This window comes from Kitasatospora sp. NPDC041917 (assembly GCF_055589745.1).
The window spans coordinates 61376-79322 of the sequence record NZ_JBVJBI010000019.1 but is presented as its reverse complement, the minus strand read 5'-3'; the positions used below and the strand labels follow the sequence as shown (position 1 = coordinate 79322).

14 protein-coding genes are annotated in these 17947 nt (G+C 74.1%); 2 read left to right on the top strand and 12 right to left on the bottom strand.

Annotation, left to right across the window (positions count from 1 at the left end; genetic code table 11):
* Positions 1-54: 54 nt before the first annotated feature.
* The 6 genes from ACZ6EM_RS23375 to ACZ6EM_RS23350 form a co-directional block, all read right to left on the bottom strand.
* Complete coding sequence (locus ACZ6EM_RS23375; protein WP_465773143.1) at positions 55-3351, bottom strand: tetratricopeptide repeat protein; 3297 nt, start codon at positions 3349-3351, stop codon at positions 55-57.
* A gap of 27 nt (positions 3352-3378) precedes the next feature.
* Positions 3379-3693 carry a trypco2 family protein gene (locus ACZ6EM_RS23370; protein ID WP_401048788.1) on the bottom strand — a complete coding sequence of 105 codons (315 nt, stop codon included), beginning with the start codon at positions 3691-3693 and terminating at the stop codon, positions 3379-3381.
* A 267-nt stretch (positions 3694-3960) separates the two neighbouring features.
* Positions 3961-4593 carry a hypothetical protein gene (locus tag ACZ6EM_RS23365; RefSeq protein WP_465773142.1) on the bottom strand — a complete coding sequence of 211 codons (633 nt, stop codon included), beginning with the start codon at positions 4591-4593 and terminating at the stop codon, positions 3961-3963.
* 192 nt (positions 4594-4785) lie between these two features.
* Positions 4786-6537, bottom strand: a complete 1752-nt coding sequence (locus ACZ6EM_RS23360; RefSeq protein WP_465773141.1) for a SulP family inorganic anion transporter — start codon at positions 6535-6537, stop codon at positions 4786-4788.
* Positions 6538-6565: 28 nt separating this feature from the next.
* Positions 6566-9331 (bottom strand): cation-translocating P-type ATPase, encoded by a 2766-nt coding sequence (locus ACZ6EM_RS23355; protein WP_452180154.1) that lies wholly within the window; start codon positions 9329-9331, stop codon positions 6566-6568.
* Between the two features lie 119 nt (positions 9332-9450).
* Positions 9451-10368, bottom strand: coding sequence for a polyphosphate kinase 2 family protein (locus ACZ6EM_RS23350; RefSeq protein WP_401050697.1), 918 nt, complete (start codon positions 10366-10368; stop codon positions 9451-9453).
* Positions 10369-10673: 305 nt separating this feature from the next.
* Here ACZ6EM_RS23350 and ACZ6EM_RS23345 point away from each other — a divergent pair, with 305 nt between their 5' ends.
* Positions 10674-11165 (top strand): DUF1269 domain-containing protein, encoded by a 492-nt coding sequence (locus ACZ6EM_RS23345; RefSeq protein WP_401050699.1) that lies wholly within the window; start codon positions 10674-10676, stop codon positions 11163-11165.
* Positions 11166-11259: 94 nt separating this feature from the next.
* Here ACZ6EM_RS23345 and ACZ6EM_RS23340 read toward each other — a convergent pair whose 3' ends face one another.
* The 5 genes from ACZ6EM_RS23340 to ACZ6EM_RS23320 form a co-directional block, all read right to left on the bottom strand.
* On the bottom strand, positions 11260-12009 hold the full coding sequence (locus tag ACZ6EM_RS23340; RefSeq protein ID WP_401056258.1) for a nicotinamide mononucleotide transporter family protein: 750 nt from the start codon (positions 12007-12009) through the stop codon (positions 11260-11262).
* Positions 12010-12252: 243 nt separating this feature from the next.
* The gene (locus ACZ6EM_RS23335; RefSeq protein ID WP_359898440.1) at positions 12253-12678 is read right to left on the bottom strand and encodes a riboflavin kinase; all 426 of its coding nucleotides are present in this window, start codon (positions 12676-12678) and stop codon (positions 12253-12255) included.
* Positions 12671-13246 (bottom strand): flavin reductase family protein, encoded by a 576-nt coding sequence (locus tag ACZ6EM_RS23330; RefSeq protein ID WP_465773139.1) that lies wholly within the window; start codon positions 13244-13246, stop codon positions 12671-12673. Before ACZ6EM_RS23330 ends, ACZ6EM_RS23335 begins: the two co-directional genes overlap by 8 nt.
* Positions 13247-13277: 31 nt before the next feature.
* The gene (locus ACZ6EM_RS23325; protein ID WP_465773138.1) at positions 13278-14624 is read right to left on the bottom strand and encodes an NtaA/DmoA family FMN-dependent monooxygenase; all 1347 of its coding nucleotides are present in this window, start codon (positions 14622-14624) and stop codon (positions 13278-13280) included.
* 100 nt (positions 14625-14724) lie between these two features.
* Entirely contained in the window at positions 14725-15663 is a 939-nt protein-coding gene (locus tag ACZ6EM_RS23320; RefSeq protein ID WP_465773137.1) for a ribokinase, read from the bottom strand.
* Between the two features lie 124 nt (positions 15664-15787).
* Between ACZ6EM_RS23320 and ACZ6EM_RS23315 the strand changes: the two genes are divergently transcribed.
* Positions 15788-16780 carry a LacI family DNA-binding transcriptional regulator gene (locus ACZ6EM_RS23315; RefSeq protein WP_452180152.1) on the top strand — a complete coding sequence of 331 codons (993 nt, stop codon included), beginning with the start codon at positions 15788-15790 and terminating at the stop codon, positions 16778-16780.
* 134 nt (positions 16781-16914) lie between these two features.
* Here the strand turns inward: ACZ6EM_RS23315 and ACZ6EM_RS23310 are convergent, their stop codons facing one another.
* Entirely contained in the window at positions 16915-17946 is a 1032-nt protein-coding gene (locus ACZ6EM_RS23310) for an NAD-dependent epimerase/dehydratase family protein (RefSeq protein ID WP_401053357.1), read from the bottom strand.
* Position 17947 lies beyond the last annotated feature (1 nt).

The following is a 17947-nucleotide window of genomic DNA, read 5'->3' as shown; positions in this document are numbered from 1 at the left end:
GGCGACCACCACGACGAGTTGCGGGACGGCGAAGCCGCCGGGCCCGCTGCCCGATCAGGCCCGCAGGCCGGCGAGTTCGGCCGCGACCGACGGCGCCTCCCGGGCGCCGAGGCTCTCGTACACCGCCAAGGCCTCGCGCAGGCGTCTCTCGGCCGCGTCGACCCGACCCAGGTCGCGCTCGCACCGGCCGGCGCCGAGCAGGGCCGCGCCCGTCTGGCGCGGGTTTCCCAGTTCGCGGGCCAGTGCCAGGGCCGACTCGTGGTCGGCCAGCGCGGACGCGGGGTGCGACGGACGCCGCAGTCCGCCCCGGGCGTTGAGGGTCTGCGCCTCGCCGTGCCGGTCGCCGATGGCCCGCGCCAGGTCGAGCGCGTCGTCGAGGTCGCGGGCCGCGAGTTCGCGCTCGCCCGAGGCCAGTCGGACCTCGGCCCGGGTCCGGAGGGTGTTCCCCTGCCCTCGCCGGTCGCCCAGTTCCTCCGCGATGAGCAGGGAGCCCTCCGCCGCGGTGCCGGCCGGGAAGAGTTCGCCCTGGAGCCGGTGGGCCGCGCTGAGGTGGCGCAGCGCGTGCGACTGGGCCCGCCGGTCGCCCAGCTCCCGGGCGAGGTCCAAGGCCTCCTGGTGCGCCCGGGCGGCGGCGGCCGGATTGCCCATGGACCGGTGCACCGCCCCCAGGTAGTTGAGGCTGTAGACCTGGCCGCGGCGGTCGCCCAGCTCGCGCGCGATCTGCAGTGCCTCGTTCTGCAGGTCGAGCGCCTCGTCGGCCCGGCCGGTCAACGACCGCAGCACGCCGAGGGCGTGGATGATGTAGGTGCTGCCGCGGCGGTCGCGGATCCCGCGGGAGAGCGCGAGGGCCTGTTCGACGAGGCGGGTCCCGGAGTCGTAGCGGCCGGTCTGGCGGTGAACGATCCCGAGGTTGGCGAGGGCCACGGCCTCGCCCCGCCGGTCGCCGAGGTCGTGGAAGAGTTCGGCGGAGCGGGCGAGTTCCGCCATGGCCTCGTCGTAGCGGCCGACCAGGCGGTGGGCCACGCCGAGGTAGTTGAGGGCGCTGGCCTCGCCCGCGCGGTCCCCGTTCTCGCGGAAGATCGGCACGGCCTCGTCGTGGGCGGCGATGGTGGCCGGGTAGTCGCCGGTCTGACCGTGGACCGCGCCGAGGTCGTTCAGCACCCGCGCTTCGAGCCGGCGGTCGCCCACGACCTGGGCGACCGCCGTCGCGGCGCGCAGTTCGTCCGCCGCGCCCCGGTAGTCGCCGCCCAGCCGCCGCACCAGGGCGAGGTTGGTGAGGGCCTCGATCTGGAGGGTCGGCTGTGCCGACTGCCGGGCGCACTCGGCCGCCGCCGAGTGCAGGGCGACGGCCTGGTCCCAGGGACCGACGAACCGCAGGAACCCGCTGAGCGCCCGGGCCAGGACGACGACGCGCTCGGGGTGGCCGTGGTCGGCGCAGTACCGGGCGCAGGCCAGCAGGTTCGCGATCTCGGTGTCCAGCCAGTCCCGGGCCGCCTGGGCCTCGCGGACCGCGTCCGCGCCCCCGGGCGCCGCTCCGGGCGCGATGGCGGCGCCGGCGGCCACGGCGCGTTCCTCCAGGAACGCGAACAGCCGCTCCCGTGCCGCGTCCCGGTCGGCCGGGTCGTCCTCGTCGGTGAGCAGGCCCGCGTACTCCCGGACGAGGTCGTGCATCCGGTAGCGGCCGGGCGCGGACTCGATGAGCATGTGGTCGTCGTACAGGTACTCCAGTTCGTCGGCCGCGTCGTCGGGGTCGCTGCCGTGCAGTGCGGCGGCGATCTCGGCGTCGCACTCGGTGCCCGGGTTCAGGCTGAGCCGGCGGAAGAGTGTCTGGCGGTCCTCGGGCAGTTCCCGGTAGGAGAGTTCGAACGCCGCCGCGACGGCCACGTTGCCGGCGCGCAGCCGGGAGAGCCGCCGTCTGGCCCTGCCCAGGTCGGCGGCGAGGTGGGCGAAGGACCAGCTGGGGTGGTTGCGCAGGCGGCCGGCGACCAGGCCGACCGCCAGCGGCAGCCGGCCGCAATGTTCGACGACAGCCGCCGCGGCGGCGGCCTCCGCCCCCTCCGCCGTCCGTCCCGAGCGCCCACAGAGCATCTCGACGGCCGTCGACTCGTCCAGGATGTCGAGGGACAGCACCACCGTGTCCGGCAGCGCCGCGAGCCGGCGCCGGCTGGTGATCAGCACCAGGGACTCGGCCGCGTTGGGCAGCAGCGGCTCGACCTGACGGTGGTCGACCGCGTCGTCGAGGACGAGCAGGACGCGCTTCGAGGCCATCCTGTCCCGCCACAGGACGGCCCGGGCGTCGATTGTGGACTGGCGGTCGGGGCCGCCGGGGATCAGCTCGGGCGACACGCCGCTGGCCGACAGCAGGGCGACCAGCCCATCGGCCGGATCCACCGGGGACTGTCCGGGGGTGTGCCCGTGCAGGGGCAGGAACAGCTGTCCGTCCGGGAAGCGGTCGGCCAGCCGGTGGCCGAGGTGGACGGCGAGCGCGGTCTTGCCGACGCCCGGCATGCCGCCGATGGCGTGGATGTCGATGACCCTCCCGGCGCCGCTCGCCCCGATGACCGCGTTGCTCAGCCGGGCGAGTTCGCGGTCCCGGCCGACGAAGGCGGAGAGGTCTCGGGGAAGGGTTCGCATGGCTGCCGCCAGTGTCGATCGGATGGCTGACGAATGGTCAGTACCCGAATACGATGACACGTTGATGTCGGCCAGGCCATGTCGGCGAAGGATTTCGGCCACGGCGGCGTCCGCCAGAACGGCGTCGACCGGAACAGCGGCCAGCCGGTCCGAGTAGCGCAGCGGGTCCACCACGACCACGGCGAGCAGGGCCGACGGGGCGCCGTCGCGGGCCACGGTGCAGACCGGCCCGCCCGAGATGCCCGCCCAGCCCGACCGTCCGTCCCTCGTCCGGATCGGCGCGGACGCCACGGTGAGCTGGAGCCGTCCGGAGCGGGCCCCGCTGAGCGGGTTCACCGTCGCGAGCACCTGGTCCACGTCCCGCCGGCGGCCCGCCATCGCGTCGGGGAAACCGCCGACCTGCACCCGGTGGCCGGGCTCGACGTCCGCGATCCGTGCCCACGCGACCGGAACCGGCGCCGACGGCGGCACCCACCGCGGGTCGACGATCTCCAGCAGCGCCGCGTCGACGCCCTCCTCCGGCCCGTCGTAGCGGATCCACCGCGTCCGGGCCCGTACCGGCCGTTCACCGTCCAGGGCCTGCACCCGGGGCTCGGCGGTGAAGACCTCACCCGACCTCAGGACGTGGGCGGCGGTCAGCACCAGCCGGTCGGCGACCAGATAGCCGCTCCCCCTGGACTGTTCGGACAGCACCTCGACGACCCGGCAGCGATCCATTCAGCAAGCCCCCGACTCTCCGGCGCGTCACCCGAGTTCGGGGTCGGTCCAGCGGGAGGCGACCTCCGCTGCCCGGCCGGTCGCGGTGTCGGTCGGCTGGAGCACGAGCTTGATCCGCTGACCCGAACCGTGGGCCAGCTCCCCCTTCGCCCCGGCCGACACGATGCCCCAGCGCAGGCCCCCGTCCGCCGACCCGGTCCGTTTGAGCTCCACCTGGAACTCCAGCTCGATCTGGCCCAGTTCGAACCGGAGCCGCTTCCCCTCGCCCTCGGCTGTCGCCGCATCCAGTTCGGCGCGCAACTGCTGGATCGCTTCGGCAAGACCGGTCCACGCCGCGTCCACGTTCCTCCCCCGATGCAGAACGTTCCTCCGGCCGGCCTTCACCGCCCGGTCGAGTGATACCCGCCACCGTCCGGTCGCAACACACAACTGCCGTACTGTACGGAGTTTTTGACATCGGTTCACGCCACCGCGCGCTCCCGCCCCCGGCGCGCGACGGGGGCGGGGCGGCCAGGCCCCCCGGAGTTCGACGTCGCCGACGTCACGGGGCAGGTGAGGGGCGGCCGACGGCTGACGGCCGGGGTGCGCCGGCGCTGGGAGCGGGCCCGGTCAGCCGTTCCAGGAGCCTGCCGTGGTGGCCGTCCGGGCGGGGGCGGTCGTCCCGCTCGTCCCGCTCGTCCCGCTCGTGCCGGTGACCCGGCTGCCCGGAGCGGCGGCGGGCCGCAGGAAGTCCGACCCGGCGCCCGAGGTGGTCGCCCGCACGCCCGGCGACGAGCTGCCCGAGCTGCCCGAGCTGCCGCTCGTCGTCCCGGCCGAGGTACGCGGCGCCGGGGCCGGGACCGCCGGAGCGAGGTGCGCCGCGCCGGTCCGGCGCGCGGCCGGGGCGGCGGGGGCGATCGACGGGTCGTCGCCGGCCGGCGCGACCCGCTCGATCCGCAGCACCAGGTTGCGGTCCTGTCGGTCGCCGGCCAGGTCGCGGTTGCGGCTGTGCACGACCTGCGTCAGCACGCCCCGGATCTCCTGCCACCGGCCCTGCACCGCACGGATGTTGGGGCACCACTCGCCCTGGTCCCGGTGCTCCAGGTCGAGCTGCCAGCGCTCCGCCTCGACGTGGTGGACGGCTCCGACCTCGCCCGGGATCTCCACCGGAGCGGCGCCCCGGACGGTCACCACCGCCCGCTGCGGAAGCCGTCCCTCCACCGCCGTCACCGTGATCCGGCTCGACCCCTGGTACCAGGCCATCGCTGTCCTCCCTCGTCCGTGCTCCGGGCCGGCTGCCGACCGTCCCCAGCCGATAGCACGGACGGCGCACCCTCCGGGGTTCGATCCGCCCGCGTCCGGTCTGAACCCGGCGGCCCGCGCCTTCCGTTCAGCGGGACGGATCCCGGCCGGCAGACCGCGGCGGACGGCGCCGGTCGCCCGGGGAGCAGCGCCTCACGCGGGCGGTGCGCCGTCCGGTGCACCGCCCGAGGGGCCCTCACCCCCCGCCCAGGAGCGGTAGGCGGCCACCGCCGTGGGCAGGGTGGGGAAGATCCGGTCGGCGCCGACGGACTCGCTCAGGCCGTAGGCGTCGAGTTCGTCGCGCAGGTCCTGCTTGACCCGGGCCAGGGCGAACACGATGCCGCGGGCTTCGAGTTCGAGGCGCAGGGCGTCCAGCGAGTCCAGCGCGGTGATGTCCACCTCGACGTTCGCCTCGGTGTTGAGGACGAACCACCGTACCGGCTCCGGCTGTTCGGCCAGGGCGGCGAGCGCCCGGCGCCGCAGGTTCTCCGCGTTGGCGAAGAACAGCGGGGAGTCGTAGCGGTAGACGAGCAGTCCGGGGACGGTCCGCGCCTCGGGGTAGTCGTCGACGTCGTGCATCCCGGCCACGCCCGGCACCAGGCCGAGCACCGCGTCGTGCGGCCGCGCGACCCGGCTGAGCAGCTCGATCACCGACAGTCCCACCGCGACCAGGACCCCGTAGAGGATGTCCAGGGTCAGCACGCCGACCATGCATCCGAGCGCCAGCAGCAGTTCACGGCTCCGGAAGGAGGCCAGCCGGCGGAAACCGGCGAGGTCGATCATCCGGAGTGCGGCGAACACGACCAGGGCCCCGAGCACGGCGTCCGGGGTGTCGTGCAGCAACGGGCTGAGGAACAGCAGCACGGCGACCACACCGAGGCCGGCCGTGAGCGCGTACAGCTGGGTGCGTCCTCCGGCCGACTCGGCGAGCGCGGTACGGCTGGCGCTGCTGCTCACCGGGAAGCCCTGGAAGAAGCCCGCGCCGAGGTTGACCGCGCCGAGGCCCAGCAGTTCCTGGTTGGCGTCCAGCCGCCGTTCCTCCCCCGATCCCTCGAAGGCGCGCGCGGTGAGGATGAAGTCGGTGTAGCCGACCAGGAGGATCCCCAGCGCCGGCAGCAGCAGCCGGTTCAGCTCGGTGAGGTCCGGCAGCACGGGACGGGGCAGCCCGGCCGGGATCTCGCCGATCACCGCGAGGCCGTGGTCCTTGAGCGAGAACGCGGCCGAGATCGCGGTGCCGAGCACGACGGCCAGCAGCGGGCCGGGCAGGCGCGGGAGGAAGCGGGCCGCCAGGAGGAGGAAGAGCAGGGTGGCGGCGCTGAAGGCGACCGTCGGCAGGTGGGCCTCGGTGAGGTTCGACGCGAACGACGTCAGCTGCGGGAAGAACCCCTCCCCCCGCACGTCGATCCCGGTGAGCTTGGACAGCTGGTCCACGATCATGATCAGTGCCACGCCGGCGAGGTAGCCGATCAGCACCGGTCGGGAGAGCAGGTCGGCGACGAAGCCGAGCCTGGCCAGCCAGGCCAGCACGCACAGCAGGCCGACCACCACGGCCAGGCTCGCGGCCAGGACGGCGTAGCGGGCGGTGTCGCCGCCGGCCAGCGGCCCGATCACGGTGGCGGTCATCAGCGCCGTGGTCGACTCGGGCCCGACCGAGAGCAGCCGGGACGAGCCGACCAGGGCGTACAGCACGATCGCGGGCAGGATGGCCCACAGCCCGGTGACCGGCGGCAGCCCCGCCACGCTCCCGTACGCCATGACCTGGGGCACCAGGTAGGCCACCACCGTGGCACCGGCCACCAGGTCGCCCCGCAGCCAGTCGCGCCGGTAGGAGCGGAGCACCGTCAGTCCCGGCAGGGCGGGCACGAAGCGGTGCCGTCGTCGGTCGGGGGGAGCACCGGCGGCCATGGATCTCCTCAAGGGCTCCGCAACGCCGTCACGGACGGGGGCCGGCCGTCGCGGCGCCGCGGCCGGCCGCCGCCCCGCCGCCGGCGCCGGACACTCTGCGGGCGACGAACTTGCCCAGTTCCCACAGCAGCAGGAGCGCGACGGCGGCCAGCAGGGCCCAGCCGAACTGCCGGGCGGTGAGGTCGGTGGTCCCGAGGAGGCGGTGGAAGGCGTCCATCTGGGTGACCAGCACCGCCAGGGCGAACTCGCCGAGGGCCGCCAGGTTCATCTGCTTGCTGTCGAAGGTGCGGACGGTCAGCGCGGAGCCGCGCTCGCTGCGGCACTCGTAGGCCGCCACGATCAGGCAGAGGGCGAAGGCGGTGAACGCGATCGAGTTGCCGAGGGGCGCGCTGTGGTAGTGCGCCTCGCCCAGCTTGGTCAGCCCGAGCAGGGCGACCGTGACGGCCAGCCCGGCGAGCCCGACGGTGATCATCACGGGCCCGGTCAGCACCGTCTCGCCGCGCGGGCGCGGGGTGCGCCGCATCAGGCCGGGGCTCTCCTGGTCGAAGCCCAGGGCGAAGCCGAAGGGGGCGTTGACCACGAAGTGGACCCACAGGACCTGCGCCGGGGTGAACGGCTCGCCGGCGGCGATGTTCAGGAGCGCGGCGCCGAGGAAGGTCAGCACGAACGTCACCAGCAGCACCAGGACGAACCGGATGTACTTGGTGAGGTTGTCGTAGAGCTTCCGGCCCTCCTCGACGGCGTACACGATGGTGGCGAAGTTGTCGTCGGCGAGGACCATGCGGCTCGCGTTCTTCGCCGCGTCGGTGCCGCTGCCCATGGCGATGCCGATGTCGGCGGCCTTGATCGCCGGCGCGTCGTTGACGCCGTCGCCGGTCATGGCGACCACGTCGCCCTTCCGCTTGAGCGTGGCGGCGAGCAGCACCTTGTGCTCGGGCGCGACCCGGCCGAGGACTCCGATGCCGTCGATCCGGGCCAGCCGCTCGTGCTCCGGCAGGGCGGCGAAGTCGGCGCCGAGGACGGCCTCCCCCTCGATGCCGAGTTGACGGGCGATGGCCGCTCCGGTGGTGACGTCGTCGCCCGTCACCATGCGGACCCGGATGTGGGCGGCCTGCGCGCTGGCGATCGCGGCCCGTGACTCCTCGCGCGGCGGGTCGACCATGGCCACCAGGCTGGTCATCCGCAGGTCCTCGACGAACGCCAGCAGGTCGCCGTCCGGGTCGAAGTCCGCCGGGTCCAGGTCGCGGACGGCCCCGGCCATCACCCGCAGCCCTTCGCCGCCCATCCGCTCGGTCTGCGCCTGGGCGCGTCCGCCGAGTTCCGCGTCCCAGGGGACGACCACGCCGTTCGAGTCGGCCGAGGAGGCCCGGGCCATGACCGCGGGGGCCGCGCCCTTGACGAAGCACCGCACCACCGCCCGGCCGTCCGCGTCCTTCGCCTCGTTGAAGCTGGCCATCAGCTTGTAGGTGGGGTCGAACGGCAGCGTGGCGAGCCGGGGGAGGCGCTCCCGGGTGGCCTCGATGTCCAGCCCGGCCTTGTGGCAGAGGACGAGCAACGCGCCCTCGGTCGGGTCGCCGACGACCTCGCCGTCGACCAGTTTCGCGTCGTTGGCCACCAGGTGGGGCAGGACGGCGTCCTCGATGCCCGGGGCGGAGCCCGCGGCGTGGTGGATCCGCCCGTCGAGGCGGTAGCCGGTGCCGGAGACGGTGTAGCGGTCGGCGGGGGTGAGCACCTCGACGACCGTCATCTGGTTCATCGTCAGGGTGCCGGTCTTGTCGGAGTTGATGGCCGAGGTGAACCCGAGGGTCTCGACGGACGGCAGTTCCTTGACGATCGCGTGCCGCTTGGCCAGGTTGAGGCTGCCGACGGAGAGGATGACCTGGCTGACCGTCGGCAGCGCCTCCGGGATGGCCGCGATGGCCAGCGAGACCGCGCTGACGAAGAGGGCGTCCCACGCCTGGTCGCGGCTGCGGCCGAGCGCGAACATCACGACCATGGTCAGGCCGGCCGCCGCCGCGATCCACAGCGTCAGCGTGTTCAGCTCCCTGGTGAGCGGCGACTGCTCCTTCTCGGTCGCCGACAGCATCCCGGAGATCTTGCCCAGTTCGGTGCCGGAGCCCGTCGCGGTGATGACGAGCAGTCCGCTGCCGTGGGTGACCGGGGTGTCCATGAACGCCATGTTGGTCTGGTCGCCCGGGCCCAGCGCCCCGGCCGGCAGGGGGCCGGTGTCCTTGGCGGCGGGGACGCTCTCGCCGGTCAGCGCCGACTCGTCGATCTGCAGCGCGCTGGCCTCGACGATCCGTCCGTCCGCCGGGACCTCGTCGCCCGCCCGGACGAGCACCACGTCGCCCACGACCAGCTGTTCGGCCGGGATCTGCGCCTCCGTCCCGTCCCGCCGCACCCGCGCGGTGGCCTTCATCATCGACCTCAGCGCGTTCATCGCGCTCTCGGCCTTGCCCTCCTGCCGCAGGCCGACCACCGCGTTGAGCAGCGTCAGGACGATCAGCAGGATCCCGGTGGTCCACTCCTTGATCGCCAGGGAGACCACCGCCGCCGCCAGCAGGATGATCTGCATGTAGCTGCGGTACTGGTCGAGGAAGCGCAGCCAGTCGGGCCTCGCCTTCTCCTCGGGCAACGCGTTCGGCCCGTTCGCGGCGAGCAGTTCGGCCGCCCGGGCGGCGCTGAGCCCGGTCGCCGGGTCCACCCCGAGCGAGGACGCGACCTCGCGGGGAGGTCGCGCGTACCACGGGTCCGGGGACTCCTGCGGGCCGGACGGCCCAGCCTGCTCCGCCATTCTTCACTCCTCGGGATCCGGGAACGTCCCCCCTTGGACGTCGGTCGGTCCGACGCGTCACCACGGACGGATCACGCGCGAACGGATCACGCGCAGCCGCCGGATCACGTGCGGACGGATCACGTGCGGACGCCCCGTGGGGCCTCCGTCTCCAGCAGGCGCTTGGCCGCGCGCAGGTCCTTGCGGATCCGCTCGTCGACCGTGGGGAACTGCGGATCGATCTCGATGAGCGTGTGCGCGAGCACCGCCGCCGCGCAGATGCGCGCGAACCACTTGCGGTCGGCCGGCACGACGTACCAGGGTGCCCACGGCGTGCTCGTGGCCGACAGCATGTCGGAGAACGCCTCCTGGTAGTCGTCCCAGCGCTCGCGCTCGCGGATGTCGGCCTCGGAGAACTTCCAGTTCTTCTCGGGCAGGTCGATCCGCGCCAGGAAGCGCTTGCGCTGCTCCTCCTTGGAGAGGTTCAGGAAGATCTTCACCACCTTGAACCCGTTGTCGGTGAGGTAGCGCTCCCAGTCGTTGATCTCCCGGTACCGGCGGTGCCAGACCCCGGGGCCCTTCGCCTCCTCCGGCAGCTTCTGCCGGTCGAGGTTCTCCGGGTGGACGCGCACCACGAGGACCTCCTCGTAGTGCGAACGGTTGAAGATCCCGATGTCCCCGCGCGCCGGGAGCCGCTGCGCGTACCGCCACAGGAAGTCGTGGTCGAGCTCCTCCGTGGAGGGCACCTTGAAGCTGCTCACGTGGACGCCCTGCGGATTCACCCCGCTCATGACGTGACGGATCGTTCCGTCCTTGCCACCGGCGTCGAGCGCCTGGAGGCAGAGCAGCACGCCGTAGGTGTCCTGGGCCGCCAGCCGGGCCTGGTACTCCGAGAGCAGCGACACGCCGGTGCGCAGCAGCTCGACGCCCTCGCGCTTCTTCATGCCCGCCTTGTACCGGGGGTCGAAGTCCTCCGCGAGGTCCACCCGCGACCCCGGTTTCACCCGCAGCGGCTTGATGAACTTCGCAATGCGTTTGGCCGTCCGTCCGTCCGACATCGCCTGTACCAGCTCCTCTCGGGTCCGGCGGGCATCGGGAGGCCTGCCGAGCGCCCCGTCCGCACAGGCGTCCTCGACGCGGCGGAAACCGGGACCGACCAGCACGGAAGAGTGCTACCTGCCACGCTGTGGCCGCCGGTCGGCCGTGTCAATCCGACGGTGTCCTTCCGGAGCGGGCCCACCCGCGCCGCCCGGCCGGAGCGCTCGCGGCCGGTTCGCCCGTCCGGCGTCCGCGTGTGGCAGCGCCCGCGGCCCGTGCCGACGATGGGGCTGCCGGTGCAGTACCCCCGCGATCGGAGGCCGTGATGGCGACCCTGACGGTATGGCGCTTTCCCACCGCGAACGGAGCCGACGAGGCGCTCGCCACCCTGAAGAGGCTGGGGCGCCAGGAGCTGATCAAGGTCCAGGACGGAGCGGTGGTCACCTGGCCGGAAGGGGCCAGGAAGCCGAGGACCCGCCATCTGAGCGACATGACCGGCATGGGTGCCGTGGGCGGCGCCTTCTGGGGCTTCCTCCTCGGAATGATCTTCTTCGTGCCCGTGCTCGGCGCGGCCCTGGGCGCGGCCGGCGGCGCGCTGGGGGGCCACCTCGCCCACGTCGGCATCGACGAGGACTTCGTCAAGCGACTGCGGGAGAAGGTCACTCCCGGCACCTCCGCCCTGTTCGTGCTCAGCTCCGACGCCGTGCTCGACCCGGTGAGGTCGGCGTTCGAGGGCCTGCACGCCGAGCTCCTGGAGACGAACCTCTCGGCCGACGAGGAGGCCCGGCTGCGCGAGACGTTCACCGAGGGCGAGTGAGGCGACCGCCGACGCGGGCCGGACCCGGGGTGGGGCCGGCCCGCGGACGGGGTGGAGTGCGGACGGGGTGGAGTGCGGTGCGGTGGCCCGACGGTCAGTCGGCGGCCCCGACCCGCGGGGCGGAGCCGCCCGGGCGGACGTCGTCCCTGTCCTCGTCCCGGCCCTCGTCCCGGCCCTCGACCAGGACGGCGGGCTCCAGCGGCGAGGCGATCTCCTGCGGCTTGCTGCGGGACGCCCAGTCGCGGATGCCGAGCAGCACCATCACGAAGAAGATCCCGTAGACGATGCCGGAGAAGTACAGCTCGGAGTGGACGGCGAGCGGCACGCCCACCAGGTCGACGGCCAGCCAGACGAACCAGAACTCCACGTAGCGGCGGGCCTGGCTGTACATGGCGAGGATCGAGCCGACGAAGATCCAGGCGTCCGCGAGGACCATCCACCACGGCGCTCCGGGGTAGAACGAGGCGTCCGTCCCCTTCAGCACCGCGCCGAACGCGGCCGTCCCCGCCACCATCGCGGCGATCAGCACGGCGCGCTCCCGCCCCGACGCCCAGCGGACGTTGATGGCGCCTTCCTGCTCGCGGCTGCGCTTCCAGGTCGCCCAGCCCCAGGACGCCGAGACGATGATCACGATCTGTCGGGCGGCGTTGCCGCCGAGGTGCACGTTCAGGCTGGCGATCAGCAGCAGCACCGAGCCGAGGATCTGCACCGGCCAGGCCACCAGGGACCGCCGCAGGGCCAGCCAGACGGTGGCGAGCGCCAGGATGTTGCCCAGGAAGTCGGACCAGTAGACGGGGAGACCGAAGAAGTCGAACTGCTCGTTCAACCAGTGGAACGCGCTCATGACTCACACCTTTGTTCGTGCGGAGCGAGGTGGGGGAAGGGACGGTCGGCCCCGCCGAAGCGGGGGGTGCGGGGCCGACCGGGCTCGGGGCGCAGGGCGCGCGGCCGCGTGGGGAGCGGGTGTGCGCGCCGGCAGGTGAAGGCGGTGCCGGTGGATCAGGAGTGGGGAACGGCGGTGCCGGTGGATCACAGCGGGGAAGCGTGATGCCGGTGGGTCAAGAGGGGGAACGGCGCTGCCGGTGGGTCAGGAGAGGGCGGCCAGGACGTGCCGTCCGTGCGCGGAGTCCAGCAGGGCCTCGGAGCGGCGGACGTCCTCCCGGGCGGCGAGCAGCAGCTCGTCGACGGAGGCGAACCTCTCGGTGTCCCGGATGCGGGCGACGAACCACAGGTCGACGCGCTCGCCGTACAGGTCGCCCGGGGCGTCGTGGCAGTACACCTCGGTGTGGATCTCGGAGGTGTCGCAGAAGGTGGGGTTGGTGCCGATGCTGATCGTCGCGCGGTGCACGGTGCCGGTCGCGCGGCGGGCCAGCCAGCCGCTGTAGATCGCGGGCGGAGGGACGGGTGTGCCGGGCTCGGCGGCGATGTTGGCGGTGGGGAAGCCCAGCCCCCGCCCCCGGCCGGCACCGTGCACCACGGTGCCGGACAGGGGGGTCGTCGGGGCGTCAGCCATGGGGGGTGAGCTCACGGAACTGGCTGGTGTGGAAGACCAGCGGCTCCACTCCGGGGAACAGCTCGACGGTGAGCAGCTCCATCAGGACGATCTCGTGGTCGCCGCCGTCGTACACCGCGCTCACCCGGGCGGTCAGCCACAGCGCCGCGTCGTGGATCAGCACCGCGCCCTCCGGCGTGGCCTGCCATCCGGTGCCGTCGAAGCGGTCGCCCTCGCGGGAGGCGAGCCGCCGGCAGAGCGCGCCCTGACCGTGGCTGAGCACGCTCAGCCCGAGCTCCGGTGCCTGTGTCAGCCTGGGCCAGGTGGTCGAGGTGCGGGCCACGCTGACCGCGACCATCGGCGGCTCCAGCGAGATCGACACGAAGGAGCTCACCGCGAGCCCGACCGGTTCGCCGTCGCGCAGCGCGCCGAGCGCGACCACTCCGGTCGGGTAGGCCCCGAACGCCTGGCGCAGCGCCGCGGCGTTGGGCTCCGCCCCGGTCGGCTGCTCCGTGTGCGGCCGCCCCGCGGTCGGGGGCTGCGCGGACGCGGCGGCGGGCGGGTTCGGGTGGTGGGTGGGAGTGACCATGGTCGTCGCCGTCCTCTCGTCGCGAGTGGGTTCAGTGCCGGTACTGCGCGGCCGGGTGGCTGGCCGGCAGGGCCCGGTCGGACGCGCCGGTGAGCCGCTCGCGCAGCGACTCGCCGTCCGCGTAGGCGCCGCGGAAGACGCCGCGGGCGCGCAGGATCGGCAGCACCGACTCGACGAACTCCGTGGTGGAGGCCGGCTGGACGGTCGGCGAGAGCAGGAAGCCGTCCAGGTCGGCGCCCTGTGCCAGGGCGCAGATCTCGTCGGCGATCTCCTCGGCGGTGCCGACCACCGGGCGGGCGCCGACACCGTGGGTGTGCCAGTCGGCGAGCACGTCGCCGACGGTCCGGCCGGCGAACCGGGCGACCTGGGTCTGCGACATTTCGGTGGACAGCTCCGACATCGGGGTGTCCGGCGCGTACGAGGACAGGTCGAGGCCGGTGAACATGGCGTAGCTGGCGACGGTGACCTCCGGGCGCTGGGCGTCCAGGACGCGCTGCCAGCGGCGCTCGGCGTCCGCGGTGGTGGCGCCGACCACGCTGGAGAACGCCGACATCACCTTGACCTCGTCGGCGCGGCGGCCCGCCCGCACGGCCTCCTCGCGGATCGCCGCGGTGTGCCCGGCGAGCTGCCGCACCGAGCCGCTGCCGACGAACATGCACTCGCCGTGCCGCCCGCCGACCCGCCGCCCGGCCGGCGAGGCGCCGGCCTGGAACAGCACCGGGGTGCCCTGCGGGGAGCGGGCGGTGTTGCCGTAGCCGTGCGAGCGGAAGTACGGGCCCTCGTGCTCGACCGGGTGCACCTTGGCCGGGTCGGCGAAGCGGCCGCCCTTGTCCTTCTCCAGGGCGTCCGGCTCCCAGGCGCCCTCCCAGTACTTGTAGACCAGGTCGAGGAAGTCCTCGGCCATCTTGTACCGGTCGTCGTGCGCCACCATGTCCATGCCGAAGGCCTTGACCGCGGTGTCGGCGGTGCCCGTGGTCACGATGTTCCAGCCGAGCCGGCCGCCGGACAGCTGGTCCAGGGTGGCCAGCCGGCGGGCGAAGGCGTACGGCGGCTCCACCAGCACCGAGCCGGTCACCACCAGCCCCAGGTCGGTGGTGCTCGCCAGCAGCGCCGAGGCGATCACGAACGGGTCCAGGCGCGGCAGGTCCAGGGTCTCCTCGGTGGCGATCGGCGGGCGCACCCCGTCGATCTCCGACCAGCCCCAGGCGTCGGCCAGGAACAGGAAGTCGAGCTTGGCGTCCTCGCAGACCTGCGCGATCTCGCGCCAGTACCCGAGGGTGTCGAACAGGTGCCGGCGGCTGTCGGGGTGGCGCCAGGTGGCGGTGCCGCTCGCGTTGGTCTGGGCGTTCTCGAACAGGCCGAGCTTGAGGTTGCGCATGGGGTGTTCTCCGTTGAACTGGTGATGCGGGGGGTGGGGGGACCTGGGGTCCGTCACAGCACGGGGGAACGCGGGGGGAACAGGGGGACGGCGGGGTCCGTCAGGATGCCGCGGGGACGGTGGGGGCGTCGAGGACCGCGGCGTCCGCGTCGAGCTGCGCCGCGGACGGCATGGAGGACTGGGCGCCGAGTCCGGTCACGGCCAATGAGGCCGCGCGGACGGCGCGTCGGGCGGCGGCGAGCAGGTCGGCGCCCCGGGCGAGGGAGTCGGCGAGGGCCCCGCAGAAGGTGTCGCCGGCGCCGACGGTGTCGACGGCGTCCACGACGGGGGCCGGCAGGTGCACGGCCGGGCGGCCGGGCTGTTTGACCAGCGCCCCGTCCGCGCCGAGCGTCACCACGACCGCCCGGCAGGGCAGCGCGGCCCGTTCCAGCAGCTCGCGCGCGCCGTCCGGGCCGGCCGGCGGCTCCGCGCCGAGCAGGGCGGCGAGTTCACCGAGGTTGGGCACCAGGACGTCGACGGCGGACAGCACCTCCGGGGCGACCGGCCGGGCCGGCGCCGGGTTGAGGACGACCGTGCCGCCCTGTTCCCGGGCCCGCAGCACGGCGGCGGCGACCACCTCGGCGGCGATCTCGTGCTGCACCAGGACCACCTCGTCGGCCGAACGGGCCAGCCGCCGCGGCAGGTCCGCGACCGTCAGCGCGGCGTTGGCGCCCGGGTTGACCACGATGGTGTTCTCGCCGGCCCGGTCGACCACCACGGAGGCGATCCCGGTGGTGCTCTCCGGTGCCGGGCGCACCGCCCCGACGTCCACCCCTTCGGCGGCGAGCGCCCGCAGGATGGGGGCGGCGTCCGTACCGACCCGGGCGACCAGACGCACCCGCGAGCCGAGCCGGGCGGCCGCGACGGCCTGGTTGGCGCCCTTGCCGCCGACGCCCTCCACGAAGCCCCGCGCGAGCACGGTCTCGCCGGGTCGCGGCAGGTCCCCGACGGTCAGGACGAGGTCGCGGTTGATCGAACCGACGACGGTGATGAGCGGCATCCGCACTCCTTGGGAGATCGATCTCCCACACTGTGGACCAGCCCCCGGAAACCGTCAAGTACCCTCGTGCTGCGTATTGCGCCAGCTCAGCCCAGCCCTCTCCGACCGCGAAGGACCGCCCCACGTGACTGCGCCCCGACTCCTCGACGTGGCCGCGGCCGCGGGCGTCTCCCGCGCGACCGCCTCACGCGTCCTGGCCGGCACCCCGCGCAACGTCGACCCCGAACTCGCCCGCCGCGTCGAGGAGGCCGCCCAGCGCCTCGGCTACCGCATCAACCACTCCGCGCGGGCGCTGCGCACCGGCACCACGGGCACCATCGGCGTGGTCGTCCCCTCGCTCGCCAACCCCTACTTCGTCCAGCTCGCCGACGCGCTCGCCCAGCAAGTCCGCGCCGCCGGAGGGCAGTTGGTGGTCTCCGACGCCGCCAACGACACCGCCGTCGAGGCCGAGCAGATCGAGACCCTGCTCGGCGGCCGGGTCGACGGACTGCTCGTCGTCCCCGTCTCCGCCGGCGCCTCCGGCCCCGCCGTCCGGGCCGCCGCCGAACGCACCCCCGTCGTCCTCTTCGACCGCTGGGCCACCGGCTCCGGCACGGTGGCCGTCACCCTCGACAACACCGCCGCGATGCGACTGCTCCTCGACCACCTCGAAGGCCTCGGCCGCCACCGGATCGCCCTGGTCGCCGCCGACCAGGCCTCCTCCTCCGGCGCGGAACGCCTCGCCGCCTTCACCGAGGCCCGCGGCGCCGACGCCACCACCGTCCTGCTGCCCAGCTTCACCACCGACGCCGGCCGCACCGCGGGCCGGCGCATCGCCGAGCGGCACACCGGGATCGACGCCGTCGTCTGCGGCGCGGACGTCCTCGCGGTCGGCCTCGTCAGCACGCTGCAGCGCTCGTCGGTCCCCGTCCCCGGGCGGATCGCCGTCACCGGCTTCGACGACACCGAGATGCTCGAACTCCTCGACCCGCCCATCACCTCCATCCGCCACCCGCTCACCGCCATGGCCGAGCGCGCCCTGACCCTCCTTCAGGCCCCCGCCCGCGAACGGACGGAGCGCGTGGAGCGCTTCGCCCCGCAGCTGGTGGTGCGCTCCTCCACCGACGCCGACGCCTGACACCGACGCCTGTTCCCTGACACCCAACACACCCGGCGCCCGGCCCCTGATGCCCGGCGCCGGGGAGCCGGGAACGGCCGACGGCCGGCCCCGGGCGGACTCAGGTCCGCCCGGGGCCGGCCGTCGGGTACGGCTCAGCGCTCCTTGTCCACGGCCGGCAGCCCGGCCTGACCGGCGGTCAGCCGGCCCTCGGCGTACAGCCAGCGCACCGTGTCCGCCATGGTCTCGGCGGTCGGCCTCGGCGTCAGCCCCCCGGTGCTCGCCGCGGGGTCGACCGGGGTCGCACAGGCGCAGGTGTAGACGGCCCCGTACTCGGCGGGGATGTGCCAGGGCCATCCGCGCTGGAGCAGGGTGGCCAGGGCGCCGACCGGCAGCATGGCCCGGGCGGGGAGGAAGGCCGCGGGCAGCCGCCGCCCGGTGACCTCCCGCAGGGTCCGCACGTACTGCCGGGTGGGCAGGTGGTGGCCGGGTCCGAAGTGCCGGTCGGAGCCCGCCCTCGGCGTGGTCAGCAGCCGGGCGTGCAGCTGCGCGGTGTCCCGGACGTCGCCGACCGGGAAGCCGCCCAGCGGCCAGATCGGCATCAGTCCGCGCAGGGTGTTGCGCAGCCGGGCGTTCTGGTCGCCCAGCCCCGGGTCCTGCGGGCCGAGCAGCGCGGGCGGGTAGCTGATGACCACCGGCGCGCCGTCCCGCTGGTGGCCCCGCGCGATCCGCTCGGCCGCCGCCTTGGTCGCCATGTACGTGTCCCGGGGACGACCGACCGGGGAGTGCTCCCCGAGCGGCCGTCCGGGGGACGGCAGCAGCGCGACGATGCTGGAGACGTGGACGACCGGGTCGGCGCCCGACCGTCGGGCGGCGGCCAGCACCAGTTCGGTTCCCCGCTCGTTGGTCCGGCGCATCTGCGCGTTGCGCCGGCTGTCGAAGGAGTACACCGCGGCCGCGTGCAGCACGGCGTCGGCGCCGCGCACCGTGCGGGCCGCGTCGCCCTCGTCGGTCACGTCCCCGACGACCAGGTCGACGGCGCCCGGGTCCACCTCCAGCAGGCCCAGGACCCGCTCCGCGGCGGCCGGGTCGCGGACCAGCATCCGCGCCCGGTGGCCGCCGCGGACCAGCGCCGCGACCGAGTGGATGCCGACGAATCCGGTGCCGCCGGTCACGCTCACCAACATC